This is a genomic window from Duganella sp. GW821-FHT07G03 (genome assembly GCF_059418605.1).
In genome coordinates this window covers 1-12892 of sequence record NZ_JBWKQE010000019.1, presented here as the reverse complement: position 1 = coordinate 12892, position 12892 = coordinate 1, and the positions used below count along the sequence as shown (strand labels likewise).

Below are 12892 nucleotides of genomic sequence, written 5' to 3'. Positions count from 1 at the left end.
CAAAAATCCCTGACGTCTGGCAGCGCGCGCCGTGGCACTTGCCGCTCGCTTATAATGGCTCGCATACATAACAGAAAGATCGAACTGCATGGCTTCTTCCAATTCGGCACCTCCACCATCGAATCCGCCTGACGCCTCCTCCAAAGGCAAACCCGCATCGCGTTTCTTCCTCCTGGCCGGCCTGTCGGTGGTCGGCTTGGGGCTGGTCGGGCTGCTGCTGGTGGTGTTCGGCCTGGCGATGGCCTACCCCAACCTGCCCGAGCTCGACACGCTGACCGACTACCGGCCGAAAATGCCGCTGCGCATCTTCTCGGCCGATAACGTGCTGATCGGCGAGTTCGGCGAGGAGCGCCGCAACCTGGTGCGCATCAAGGACATCCCCGATGTGATGAAGAAGGCCGTGCTGGCGATCGAAGACGACCGCTTCTACGAGCATGGCGGGGTCGACTACACCGGCATCCTGCGCGCGGCCGTGCACAACGCCACCGGCGGCGCCAAGCAGGGCGCCTCCACCATCACCCAGCAGGTGGCCCGCAACTTCTTCCTGTCGAGCGAACAGACGCTCAAGCGCAAGGCTTACGAGGTGCTGCTGGCCTGGAAGATCGAAAAGAACCTCAGCAAGGACCAGATCCTCGAGGTCTACATGAACCAGATCTACCTGGGCCAGCGCGCCTACGGTTTTTCGTCGGCCGCACAAATCTATTTCGGCAAGAATCTGAAAGACATTAGCGTGGCCGAAGCGGCCATGCTGGCCGGCCTGCCGAAAGCGCCGTCGGCCTACAACCCGGTGGTCAACCCGAAGCGCGCGCGCACCCGCCAGCAGTACATCCTGCTGCGCATGCACGACCTCGGCTACATCACCGACAAGCAGTTCGAAACCGCCAAGGCCGAGGAACTGAAGGTCAAGACCGACAGCAGCGAGTTCGGCGTGCACGCCGAGTACGTGGCCGAGATGGCGCGCCAGCTGGTCTACGAGCAGTTCAAGGAAGACACCTACACCCGCGGCCTGAACGTCTTCACCACCATCACCAAGGCCGACCAGGACGCCGCCTACCTGGCGCTGCGCAAGGGCGTGATGGACTACGAGAAGCGCCACGCCTATCGCGGCCCGGAAGCCTATATCGACATCCCGCAGAGCAAGGAAGAAGCCGACGACGCGGTCGAAACCGAGCTGGCCGACCACCCGGACAGCGACGACATCGTGGCCGCCATGGTGCTGGCCGCGACGCCGCAGCTGATCACCGCCGTCACCGCCACCGGCGAGGAAATCAAGATCAGCGGCGCCGGCCTGGAGATGGGCCGCTCATGGCTGTCCGACAAGGCCGCGCCGAACAAGCGCATCCGCCGCGGCGCGGTGATCCGCGTCATGCAGGAGGGTAAGGACTGGCAAGTGACGCAGCTGCCGGAAATCGAATCGGCGTTTGTCGCGGCCGACACCCACGACGGCGCCATCAAGGCCATGGTGGGCGGCTTCGACTACAACCGCAGCAAGTTCAACCACGTGACCCAGGCCTGGCGTCAGCCGGGCTCGTCGTTCAAGCCCTTCATCTATTCGGCCTCGCTGGAGCGCGGCCTGTCGCCGGCCACCATCATCAACGACGCGCCGATCTCGTTCGACGCCGGCCAGACCGGCGGCCAGGCCTGGGAGCCGAAGAACTACGACGGCAAGTATGAGGGCCCGATGACCATGCGGCGCGGCCTGACCAAGTCCAAGAACATGATCTCGATCCGCATCCTGCACAAGATCGGCGCCAAGTACGGCCAGGAATACACCACCCGCTTCGGCTTCGACGCCGACAAGAACCCGCCCTACCTGACGCTGGCGCTGGGCGCGGGCAACGTCACGCCGCTGCAGATGGCCGGCGCCTACGCGGTGTTCGCCAACGGCGGCTACAAGGTCAGCCCCTACCTGATTTCCAAGGTGACGGACGCGGACGGCAAGATCCTGTCGCAAGCCAATCCGGACAAGGCCGGCGACGAGAAGAACCGCGTCATCGACGAGCGCAACGCCTTCCTGATGGACAGCATGTTGAAGGACGTGGTGCGCTTCGGCACGGCGACCAAGGCGCTGGTGCTCAAGCGTCCCGACCTGTCGGGCAAGACCGGCACCACCAACGATTCGATCGACGCCTGGTTCGCCGGCTACCAGCCGCACCTGGTGGGCATCGCCTGGATCGGCTACGACCAGCCCAAGAACCTGGGCAACAAGGAAACCGGCGGCGGCCTGGCGCTGCCGATCTGGATCAGCTACATGCAGAAGGCGCTGAAGAACATCCCGATCGAGGAACGGGCGGTGCCGGAAGGCGTGATGCTGGTGGGCGACGAGTACTACTACGCGGAGAATCCGCCGGGCACCGGCGTGCACAACATCGACGGCGCCTCGCACGGCACGCCGGCCGAGGAAAAAGCCAAGGACGCCGTGAAAAACGAGTTGTTTTAAAATTAAAGGGGCCGCTGCCCCTTTTTTACGCTTCTAAAATCACCGGGCTGCCGCCCTGGGCCGTGACCATCTCCGACAGCGAGTAGAACAGCTCGGAACCGTCGCGGGTATTGAGCCACTTGCCGTCCTTCTGCTTGTAGTGGTAGCCGCCCGAACGGGAGGCCACCCACAGCTCCTGCATCGCCGCCTGGCTGTTGACGATGATCTTGGAACCATTGTCGATAAACTCGATTTCCAGCACATTGCCGCTGCGGCTGCACTCGACGTCGAGCATGTCCTCGTCGTTCAAACGGTCCAGCGCGGCGGCGATGGTGGTGAGGGTGGCCTCGGCCTGCGCCAGGAATTCTGATTCGCCCATGCTACACTCCAGTATCTATAGTCAATCCATGATTTTATCGTGAAGTCCACATTCCGTTTGTTTATCGGCTCAGTTAGCGGCATAACCGCCCTGTGCCTGACCGTCTTGTTGAGCGGCTGCGGCCAACCCGGCCCGCTGTACCTGCCCAAGGCTCCACCGGCCAAGCCTGCCAAGAGCACTGAAGCTGCCCCGGTTCCATCCACTCCAGCACCCCAACAATAATCCTTATGTCGCAATTTTCCTATGTAAATGGCGTGCTGCACGCCGAGGGCGCGTCGCTTGCCGCCATCGCCGAGCAGTACGGCACCCCGACCTATGTCTACTCGAAGGCGGCGCTGCTGGCCAACTTCGCCTCCTACGCCGACGCCTGCGCCGGCCGCGACGCGCTGGTCTGCTACGCCATGAAGGCCAACTCCAACCTGGCCATCCTCGACCTGCTGGCGCGCCAGGGCGCCGGTTTCGACATCGTCTCCGGCGGCGAGCTGCTGCGCGTGCTGGCGGCCGGCGGCGATCCGCGCAAGGTGATCTTCTCCGGCGTCGGCAAGAGCGTAGACGAAATGCGCCTGGCGCTGTCGCACGACATCCTGTGCTTCAACGTCGAATCCATCCCCGAATTGCACCGCTTGAACGAGGTGGCCGGCGCCATGGGCAAGACCGCGCGCGTCTCGCTGCGCGTCAACCCCAACGTCGACGCCAAGACCCATCCCTACATCGCCACCGGCCTGAAGGCCAACAAGTTCGGCGTGGCCTTCGACGACGCGCTGGAGACCTACCGCGCGGCCGCCAAGCTGCCACATCTGGAAGTGGCCGGCATCGACTGCCACATCGGCTCGCAGCTGCTGGACGACGCGCCGCTGCTGGAGGCGCTGGACCGCCTGATCGAGCTGATCGACAAGCTCGGCGAGGAAGGCATCGTGCTGCACCACCTGGACATCGGCGGCGGCATCGGCATCAACTACGGCGAAGCGGGCGAAGCGGCGCCGGTGCCGGTGGGAGACTACCTGGGCCGCCTGTTCGCCAGGATCGACGCCTGGCGCGCGGCGCGCTACGACGGCAAGCCGATCAAGGTGATCTTCGAGCCGGGCCGCTCGATCGTCGGCGACACCGGCGTGCTGCTGACCAAGGTGGAGTTCATCAAGCATGGCGAAGAGAAGAATTTCTGCGTGGTCGATGCGGCGATGAACGACATGGCGCGTCCGGCGCTGTACCAGGCGTGGATGGACATGCAGCCTGTGGTGCAGGGCAAGGCTGGCGCGTTGACGTATGACGTGGTGGGGCCGATCTGCGAATCGGGCGACTGGCTGGCGCGCGACCGCGAGCTGGCGGTGGAAGCCGGCGACCTGCTGGTGATGCACAGCGCCGGCGCCTACGGCATGACGATGGCGTCCAACTACAACACGCGCGGCCGCGCGGCGGAGATCATCGTCGACGGCGCGGTGTGCCACGTGGTGCGCCAGCGCGAGAATCCGGCCGACCTGTACGCGCTGGAAGCGCTGATCAAGTAAGCCGTTCAGCTCGCAAGCAAAAGCCGTCCGCCTCACCGCCGGCGGCTTTTTTCATGCGGGCACGTCCTCAACAAAAATGTCCTTGATGTTCTTCGCATCGAAAATCCGGTCGAACCAACGATCCAGATCATCCATTTCCGCGTACTCGATACGGCCATTCAGTCTTGCCGGTATCTTTCCAAAGCGCTTCGCAAGCAATTTCCTCAAGCGCTCACGATGTTCATACAGAGCCGCCTCATAACGCCACGCATCGGCGAAATTTTTGATAACAGGAACACTCATCGCATGGCCCTCCTCAGCCACATTAGCTATCTTGATCTTACGCTCGCGAGTGAGCCGCTGCAATCGGCGCGCGCTCCAGCGGCTCAACCCAGACCATACGGCTGTGCTATCCGCGAAATCAGGCAACGTGCACCACGCATTTAACTCATCAACAATTTCCATACCGGGGCGCGGCAATTCGTGGCGCTTGATCAGATCCTGGTACAGCAAACCAATGTAGACCTGCATACGCAGCGCCATCCAGTGGTCAGCGCGGGACTGGAATTCGAGCAGCAGGTAGATGTAGATCCAATCTCCAGCCAGGCGCACGCGCCAGACCATGTCGCTGTGGCGGTGATCGCCACCATCGCTGACGTAGCTGCCGTTGACGCGCTCAAAACTGCTCAGGTCCAGTTGATGCACCCAGTCGCCGGGGACGAAGCCCAATAGCAGGTCGCGCACCATTTCTGGATGCGCGAACAGTTGCTTGTATGCGGTGTCGTCCTCGCTGGCCATCGGCCCAGTGTAGCGAGGTGCAGCGCGCCGCTGTTGGGCGCGCTCAAGGGGCGTTAGCGTGCCGCCGCCAGCGCCTTGCTGCGCGCCCAGACCACGCGCATCAGCAGCAGCGATCCGAGGATCACGCCGAAGATGATCGGTTGCGTGAAGTTGTGCTTGCCCGCCTTCATCCACCAGAAGTGCAGGATGGCCAGCGGCGCGATCACGTACACCAGACGGTGCAGCCACTGCCAGCGCTTGCCGCCCAGCCGCTTGACCATGGCGTTGGTGCTGGTCGCCGCCAACGGCAGCAACAGCACGAAGGCGATGAAGCCCACCGTGATGAACGGCCGCTTCAACACATCCTTCCACATCTCCTGCAGATCGAAGAAATGGTCGAACCACAGGAAGGTCATGAAGTGCAGCAAGCCGTAGAAGAACATGTACAGCCCCAGCATGCGGCGCAGCTTGATCAGCCAGTTCCATTTGCTCAGCTTGCGCAGCGGCGTCACGGCCAAGGTGAAGCACAGGAAGTACAAGGTCCAGTCGCCGGTGCCGCGCGTGATGAATTCCAGCGGCTCGACCAGTTGCCCGGTCAAGGTCAGATACACCATGCGCGCCAGCGGCACCAGCGCCAGCACGAAGATGGCGGCCTTGATCAAACCGGCCTGACGCGGTGAAGGATTGAACGCCATACGCTTAGAAGAACTTCTTCAGGTCCATGCCCGCATACAGCGGCGCGACGTCGGCGTAGCCGTTGAACATCAGGGTCTTGCGCTTGCGGGCCAGGAAGCCGTCCTCGCCGATGCGGCGCTCGGACGCCTGCGACCAGCGCGGGTGGTCCACCTCCGGATTCACGTTCGAATAGAAACCGTACTCGTTCGGCGCCGACAGGTTCCATGAGGTGCGCGGCTGTTCCTTGACGAAGCGGATCTTGACGATGGACTTGGCCGACTTGAAGCCGTATTTCCACGGCAGCACCATGCGCACCGGCGCGCCGTTCTGGTTGGCCAGCGTTTCGCCGTACATGCCCAGGGTCAGCAAGGCCAGCGGATGATTGGCTTCGTCGATGCGCAAGCCTTCGGTGTACGGCCATTGCAGCACGCGGCTGCCGACGCCCGGCATCTGCTTCTTGTCGGCCAGCGTGACGAACTCCACGTACTTGGCGTTGCCGGTCGGCTCGACCTTCTTGATGATCTCGGAGAAGGAATAACCGATCCACGGAATGACCATCGACCAGCCCTCGACGCAGCGCAGGCGGTAGACGCGCTCTTCCAGCGGCGCCAGCTTCAGCAGCGCGTCGATGTCCAGGATCATCGGCTTCTTCACTTCACCTTCGATGCTCACCGTCCACGGACGGGTCTTGAGCGTGTTGGCGTACATCGCCGGCTCGCTCTTGTCGGTGCCGAATTCGTAGTAGTTGTTGTAGCTGGTGGCGTCCTTGTAGGGCGTCTGCTTGTCGAGCGCCGAATAGGAGGGATTGAGCCTGGCGGCCAGCTTGGGGTTGACGCCCTGGGCGAAGGCTTCGCGGTTGGCCATCTCCAGCAGCGCGGCGCTGCCGATGGCGCCGGCGGCGATCTGCTTGATGAAGCTGCGGCGCGATTCGTAGACTACACGCGAGGTGATTTCTGATGAAAACGGCAATTCGATGCCGTTGGGGCTACGCTTGATCAGCATGCTGACTCCAAAGAAAGTGCAAGGTTGAGACTTGGTCGCCCCAATAGCCTGAACCTTACACCAATCTTGGCCAGCAAAAGTTCACATCGCGTTTACAACTTGCCGTAGGAGTGCAGACCGGACAGGAACATGTTCACGCCCAGGAAGGCGAACGTGGTCACCACCAGGCCCACCAGGGCCCACCAGGCCGCCGGACGGCCGCGCAGGCCCGTCATCAGGCGCATGTGCAGCCAGGCCGCGTAGTTGAGCCAGACGATCAGCGCCCAGGTCTCCTTCGGGTCCCACGACCAGTAGCCGCCCCACGCCTCGGCCGCCCACAACGCGCCGAGGATGGTGGCGATGGTGAAGAAGGCGAAGCCGGCCGAGATGGCCTTGTACATGACGTCGTCCAGCACTTCTTCCGACGGCAGGCGGTCGACCAGGTGGCCGGAGGTCTTCAGCAGATAGGCCGCCGCCACCATTGCCGCCAGGGCAAAGTTGCCATAACCGATAAAGTTGGCCGGCACGTGGATCTTCATCCACCAGCTTTGCAACGCCGGCAGCAGCGGCTGGATGTCGGCGGCGTCGCGCGAGGTGGTGTACCAGAACAGGAAGCCGATCGCGGCGGTGATCACCATGGTGACGAAGGCGCCCAGCTGGCGGGTGGCGTAGCGCTGCTCGAAGTACAGGTAGAACATCGCGGTGATCAGCGAGAACAGGATGAACACTTCGTACAGGTTCGAGACCGGGATGTGGCCGACGTCGGCGCCGATCAGGTAGGACTCGTACCAGCGCACCATCATGCCGGTCAGGCCCAGCACCACGGCGGCCCAGCACAGCTTGGAGCCGATGCTGGAGGCCGAATCCGAGCGCGCGGCCAGGCCGATCACGTAGAACAAGGTCGACAGGCAAAACATCACGCTCATCCACAGGATCGCGGACTGGCTCGACAGCATCATGCGCAGCCAGAATTTCTTGGTGCCGTTATCCAGCTCGCCGGCGTACATGGCGATCGCGCCCAGCGCCAGCAAGGCCACCAGCGGCATCAGCCAGCGCGCCGGCTTCCAGTGCCAGCCGAGCGCGGCGAACGCCGGCGCGGCGGCCAGCAGGATGCCCTTCTCGTAGACGTCCATGTAGTGGCCGTAGGTGCTCAGGCCGTACAGCGAGCCGGCCAGCAGCGCCAGCGCGAACAACCAGTCGAACGCGGTCAGGCGCTTGAAGTAGCCGGGCGCCTGGCTATAGGTTTGTGTCGATTGCGTCAGTTCCATCATTTATCTCCGTGGCTGCTACAGCTTACGCCGATTGCGGCAGCTTTTCTTTCAAAGTTTCAAACTCGCGTTCGAAGTCCAGCGTTTTGCGCTGGGTGCTCATGGCCATCAACGCTTCGGCGCCATCGCCGTCGTCCTTGATCCAGACCCACAGGCGGCGCTCGCGGATGTAAAACATCGAGAATACACCCAGCACCAGGAACACACAGCCCAGGTAGACCACCTTCTTGCCCGGCGAACGGGTGACCTGGAACACCGAGGCCTGGACCTGGGTGAAGTCGTCCAGTTGCAGGTAGACCGGGGCGCCGTAGAAGTAGGCGTCCGACAGGGCGTTGGTGGCCAGTTGCAGGAAGCGGGCGTGCTGCTCGTCGGCGCTGACCGGCTCCAGGCCGTCCTTGGCGCGCGCGGCCTGCCACAGGTCCCACAGGCTGCCGTTGAGGATCTTCATGAACACGTCGGCGGCCTTTTCCTGCTCGGCGCCGGGGATCTTTTCCAGGAACTGCGAAATGGCGACGAAGCCGGCCGCCTTGTCGTTGCCGGCGAAAATGGTCAGGCTCTTCTCGGCCGAGGCTTGCAACTGGCCGCGCAGCGCGTCGCCATTGGCCGACTGCGGCGTGGCGCGTTCGGCGTAGTGTTTGGCGGCGGCGGCGCGCAGGCCGGGGTCGCTGAGGGCGGCGCGCAGGCGCATCCATTCGTTGACGCTGTGGGCGTCGTCGGCCGGAATGCGCAGGAAGCTGAACGGGTCCGACGGATTGATGCGCATGCCGGCCAGGAACACCGTGGCGCCGTCCACCGTCACCGGCTGCATATAGTTCTGGTATTCGCGCGCCTGGCCGGTCTTGTCGCGCAGCTTGTAGGTCACGCTGGGGCCGACGTTCTTCAAGTCCTTGTTGTGGGCGTTGCGACCGGCCGAGCCGGTGTGCTTGTCCAGGCCGTTGGCGAACTGCTCTTCCAGGCTCTTGCCCTTGGTGACGGCGCGCGCGTCCTGCGCGGCGGCCAGGTTCTCGACGTTGAACGGGCGGAAGCCCGACCACTCGACGGTGTAGGTGTCACCCATGGCCGTGCTGCTGCCCACTTCGCCGGCGATGTCGAACTTGGTGGTGGCCGCGCCCGCCATCGGGAAGCCGGTCAGCTTGAGCTTGCTGCCACCGTCGTCAAAGCTGGACTGGTAGATGGCCAGGCCCTTGTACAGCAAGGGTTTGTTGACTTCGATGACGGCCTTGACCACCTCGCCGCTGGCGTGGTCGCGCACTTCCACCGCGCTGGCGAACAGCTTGGGCATGCCGGTGGTGTAGAAGTCGATGGTGAATTTTTTCAGGCTGATGGTGAACGGCAGGTCCTGGATCAGCACGCCGTCGGGACGGGTGATGATGGCGCTTTCGCTGGACTGCCCTTCCGGGATCATGGTGTTGCCGCGGAAGGTGGGATTGCCCAGGCCGAGGCGGCTCTGCGCCGGCACCGCCGAGATCAGGCCGCTGCCGTTGAACGGCACCTTGCCGAGGAACCATTCCTGCAGGCGGATCGGCACGTCCGAATCGAGCAGGCCGCCGATGCAGATGATGACGATGGCCGAGTGCGCGAAGATGTAGCCGAACTTGTTGGCCGCGCCCTGCTTGGCCGCCACCAGCGTGCCGTGCTCCTTGTCGACCAGCTTGACCTTGTAGCCGGCGTCGGCCAGGCGGGCGGCGGTCTGCTGCGTCAGCGCGGCGCGCGCCAGCGGCGAGCGCCATTGCATCTTGTGGTGGAAATTGCGCAGCGAATTCTCGCGCACGTTCTCGCGCCAGCTGCGCATGTCCTTGAGCATCTTGGGGGCGTTGCGGATGATGCACAGCGAGGTCGAGGTCACCAGCGCCGTCATCAACAGCAGGAACCACCAGGCCGAGTACACGCCGTACAGGCCCAGCTTGCCGAACACCTCGAACCAGAACGGCCCGAACTGGTTGATGTAGTTGTTGGTCGCCTCGCCCTGCTTCATCACGGTGCCGACGATGGCGGCGATGGCGATCATCGCCAGCAGCGCGATGGCGAAGCGCATGGAGGAAATCAGTTCGACCAATTCGCCGACGATGGGGCGGCGGGTCTTCAGTTCGATGCCGGTGGTGCTGGGGCTGCTGCTCATGCTGGAACTATCTCAAAAAAAGTATGCTGCCGGCAGCATATCAACAAAAAGGGCAGCCCGCTTACGCTGCCGCCCTCTATGCACTATCAGCTACGCCGCAACCCGGGGGCGCGGCCAGCTGCTTATTTCAAGCCGGCGACGTAATCGGCCACGGCTTTCATTTCTTCGTCCGACATGCGCTTGGCGATGGTGGTCATCTGCGCGCTGTTCTTGCGGCCACCGGCCTTGAACAGGCCCAGCTGGGCTACCGTGTAATCCTGGTGCTGGCCGCCGATGCGCGGATATTGCACAGGGATGCCGGCGCCGGCCGCGCCGTGGCAGCTGGCGCAGGCTGGGACGTTCTTCTCGGCGATGCCGCCGCGATAGATCTTCTTGCCCAGTTCAACCGTGTCCTTGTTCTTCGCTGCACCCGGCTTTTGCGCCTGGGTGGCCAGCCAGGCCGAGATGTTGTGCTTTTCCTCGTCCGTCAGCATCTTCGCGTAGGTCGTCATGATCGGTTGATTCCGGTCATCGCCCGAAAAGTTCACCAGCTGCTTGTACAGATAGCCTTCGTGCTGGCCGGCCAGTTTCGGATTGACTGCGATGGTGGAGTTGCCGCCGGCGCCGTGGCAGGAGACGCATGCCGGCAGGCCGCGCGCGTTGTCGCCGCTGTCAAACAGGGTGCCGCCTTTGGCTGCGTCGACTTTAGGCGCTGCCGCTTCGGCGTGGGCCGGTTTTTTTTCTTCTGTGGCGCTTGCGGTGCCCGCAATTGCCAGCAGGCCGACCAACAAGGAAGTTACAAACGGTGAAAACGCACGATTCATTCAAGCACCCTCAAAAAAGTTTGTCGAAAGTATGCCGCAGGCTTGGCACGAGATGCTATGGCAACACTTCGTAACCACTCATTGTACAATAGCTTTCCAGCATATTTGCTCCCTTTTGTTGCATTTTTCCCCATCCCATGTCCAAACTCTGGCAAGCCCGCTTCTTTACGACCGTTAACCAATTGCGCGATCTGCCCGACACTCACGTGCCGGAAATCGCCTTTGCAGGTCGCTCCAACGCCGGCAAATCGACCGCCATCAACATCCTGTGCAACCAGAAAGGCCTGGCGTTCGCGTCCAAGACCCCTGGCCGTACCCAGCACATCAACTACTTCTCGATCGGCGGCGCGCACATTGCGCAGCACCGCAAGGATCCGACGATCGTCGAGGAAATCGAGTGCCTGCTGGTCGACTTGCCGGGCTACGGCTACGCGGAAGTGTCCGGTTCAGCCAAGCTGCACTGGCAACGCCTGCTGGGCGACTACGTCCAGCGCCGCGAACAGCTGGCCGCGCTGATCCTGATCATGGACTCGCGCCGCCCGTTCACCGACCTCGACATCCAGATGCTGGAATGGTTCGCCCCGACCGGCAAGCCGATTCATTGCATCCTGACCAAGGTTGACAAATTGAACCGCAACGAATCCGTCAACGTGCTGCGCCAGGCGAAAGCCAAGCTGGCCAGCTATGTCGACGAAGACGGCGAAGGTTTCCCGTTCACCGTACAACTGTTCTCCGCGCTCAAGCGCGTCGGCATCGAAGAAGCCAACGACAAGATCCTGGAACTGGCCGGCGTCACCGACGACGAAGCCGCCGCCCAGGTGCAATTGATCGAGATGGAAGACGACGCCGAGCCCGACGAGCAATAACCCCACAGTTTCAGGAAAGTTTTAGCGATGCCCACTCCACACGTTTCCGCCCAATTCCCCGCCATCCGCATGCGCCGCATGCGCCGCGACCCGTTTTCGCGCGCCTTGATGCGTGAAAACAACGTCACGGCCTCGGACTTGATCTATCCGGTGTTTATCCTGGAAGGCACGCAGCAGCGCGAGCCGGTGTTGTCGATGCCGGGCGTGGAGCGGGTGTCGGTGGATGTGCTGCTGAAAGTGGCGCAGGAATGCGTGGAACTGGGCATTCCGGTGCTGGCGCTGTTCCCGGTGATCGACGCCGCCAAGAAGACCCCGGACGGCATCGAAGCGACCAATCCGGATGGCCTGGTGCCGCGCGCGGTGCGCACGCTGAAGCAGGCTTTCCCGCAGCTGGGCATTTTGACCGACGTCGCGCTGGACCCGTACACCAGCCACGGCCAGGACGGCCTGATCGACGACAACGGCTACGTGATCAACGACGTCACCACCGACATGCTGGTGCGCCAGGCCTTGTGCCAGGCCGATGCCGGTGTCGACGTGGTGGCGCCGTCGGACATGATGGACGGGCGCATCGGCGCGGTGCGCGCGGCGCTGGAAGCGCACGGCCACATCCACACCCGCATCATGGCGTATTCGGCCAAGTATGCGTCGGCCTTCTACGGCCCGTTCCGCGACGCGGTCGGCTCCGCCAAGAACCTGGGCAAGAGCGACAAGAACACCTACCAGATGGACCCGGCCAACAGCGACGAAGCCCTGCGTGAAGTGGGACTGGACCTGGCCGAAGGCGCCGACATGGTGATGGTCAAGCCGGGCATGCCCTACCTGGACATCGTGCGCCGGGTGAAGGACGAGTTCAAAGTGCCAACCTTTGCCTACCAGGTCAGCGGCGAATACGCGATGATCAAGGCCGCCGCGCAAAACGGCTGGCTCGACCACGACAAAGTGATGATGGAAGCCATGCTGGCGTTCAAGCGCGCCGGCGCCGACGCCGTGCTGACCTACTTCGCGCTGGACGTCGCCCGCCTGCTGAAGGCGTAAAAACAATCGGGGGTCAAGTCCTGAACCTTCCCCTCAAATTTTGAAGATAGCGATTAACGATCTCAGCTCGCCAAGAGCGATGG

The 12892-nt window shown here is 62.9% G+C and carries 12 protein-coding genes; 5 read left to right on the top strand and 7 right to left on the bottom strand.

Translation table 11 applies throughout. The features are described from left to right. The first annotated feature begins 88 nt into the window (after window positions 1–88). Window positions 89–2440 (top strand): penicillin-binding protein 1A, encoded by a 2352-nt coding sequence (locus AC07OK_RS21670; RefSeq protein WP_494692233.1) that lies wholly within the window; start codon window positions 89–91, stop codon window positions 2438–2440. A gap of 25 nt (window positions 2441–2465) precedes the next feature. Here AC07OK_RS21670 and cyaY read toward each other — a convergent pair whose 3' ends face one another. After that, window positions 2466–2798, bottom strand: coding sequence for an iron donor protein CyaY (gene cyaY / locus AC07OK_RS21665; protein ID WP_494692232.1), 333 nt, complete (start codon window positions 2796–2798; stop codon window positions 2466–2468). 39 nt (window positions 2799–2837) lie between these two features. Here cyaY and lptM point away from each other — a divergent pair, with 39 nt between their 5' ends. Further along, a complete protein-coding gene (gene lptM / locus AC07OK_RS21660) occupies window positions 2838–3020 on the top strand; it encodes an LPS translocon maturation chaperone LptM (protein ID WP_494692231.1) in 183 nt (60 codons plus the stop codon). A gap of 5 nt (window positions 3021–3025) precedes the next feature. Then, the gene (gene lysA / locus AC07OK_RS21655) at window positions 3026–4303 is read left to right on the top strand and encodes a diaminopimelate decarboxylase (protein WP_494692230.1); all 1278 of its coding nucleotides are present in this window, start codon (window positions 3026–3028) and stop codon (window positions 4301–4303) included. A gap of 51 nt (window positions 4304–4354) precedes the next feature. On the opposite strand, the gene AC07OK_RS21650 is transcribed toward lysA, so the two are convergent. The 6 genes from AC07OK_RS21650 to AC07OK_RS21625 all read right to left on the bottom strand — a co-directional run bounded on the left by AC07OK_RS21650 (window position 4355) and on the right by AC07OK_RS21625 (window position 10905). Next, window positions 4355–5080 carry an Rpn family recombination-promoting nuclease/putative transposase gene (locus AC07OK_RS21650; RefSeq protein WP_494692229.1) on the bottom strand — a complete coding sequence of 242 codons (726 nt, stop codon included), beginning with the start codon at window positions 5078–5080 and terminating at the stop codon, window positions 4355–4357. Between the two features lie 53 nt (window positions 5081–5133). Then, window positions 5134–5754 (bottom strand): protein-methionine-sulfoxide reductase heme-binding subunit MsrQ, encoded by a 621-nt coding sequence (msrQ, locus tag AC07OK_RS21645; protein WP_494692228.1) that lies wholly within the window; start codon window positions 5752–5754, stop codon window positions 5134–5136. Between the two features lie 4 nt (window positions 5755–5758). Next, window positions 5759–6736, bottom strand: coding sequence for a protein-methionine-sulfoxide reductase catalytic subunit MsrP (msrP, locus tag AC07OK_RS21640; RefSeq protein ID WP_494692227.1), 978 nt, complete (start codon window positions 6734–6736; stop codon window positions 5759–5761). 92 nt (window positions 6737–6828) lie between these two features. Beyond that, complete coding sequence (ccsB, locus tag AC07OK_RS21635; RefSeq protein WP_494692328.1) at window positions 6829–7983, bottom strand: c-type cytochrome biogenesis protein CcsB; 1155 nt, start codon at window positions 7981–7983, stop codon at window positions 6829–6831. 25 nt (window positions 7984–8008) lie between these two features. Continuing rightward, window positions 8009–10102, bottom strand: coding sequence for a cytochrome c biogenesis protein ResB (locus AC07OK_RS21630; protein WP_494692226.1), 2094 nt, complete (start codon window positions 10100–10102; stop codon window positions 8009–8011). A gap of 122 nt (window positions 10103–10224) precedes the next feature. After that, window positions 10225–10905 (bottom strand): c-type cytochrome, encoded by a 681-nt coding sequence (locus AC07OK_RS21625; RefSeq protein ID WP_494692225.1) that lies wholly within the window; start codon window positions 10903–10905, stop codon window positions 10225–10227. Between the two features lie 137 nt (window positions 10906–11042). On the opposite strand from AC07OK_RS21625, the gene yihA reads away from it, so the two are divergent. Together yihA and hemB are read left to right on the top strand one after the other, a co-directional pair. Further along, the gene (gene yihA, locus AC07OK_RS21620) at window positions 11043–11771 is read left to right on the top strand and encodes a ribosome biogenesis GTP-binding protein YihA/YsxC (RefSeq protein ID WP_494692224.1); all 729 of its coding nucleotides are present in this window, start codon (window positions 11043–11045) and stop codon (window positions 11769–11771) included. Window positions 11772–11798: 27 nt separating this feature from the next. Continuing rightward, the gene (gene hemB / locus AC07OK_RS21615; RefSeq protein WP_494692223.1) at window positions 11799–12809 is read left to right on the top strand and encodes a porphobilinogen synthase; all 1011 of its coding nucleotides are present in this window, start codon (window positions 11799–11801) and stop codon (window positions 12807–12809) included. The last annotated feature ends 83 nt before the right edge of the window (window positions 12810–12892 follow it).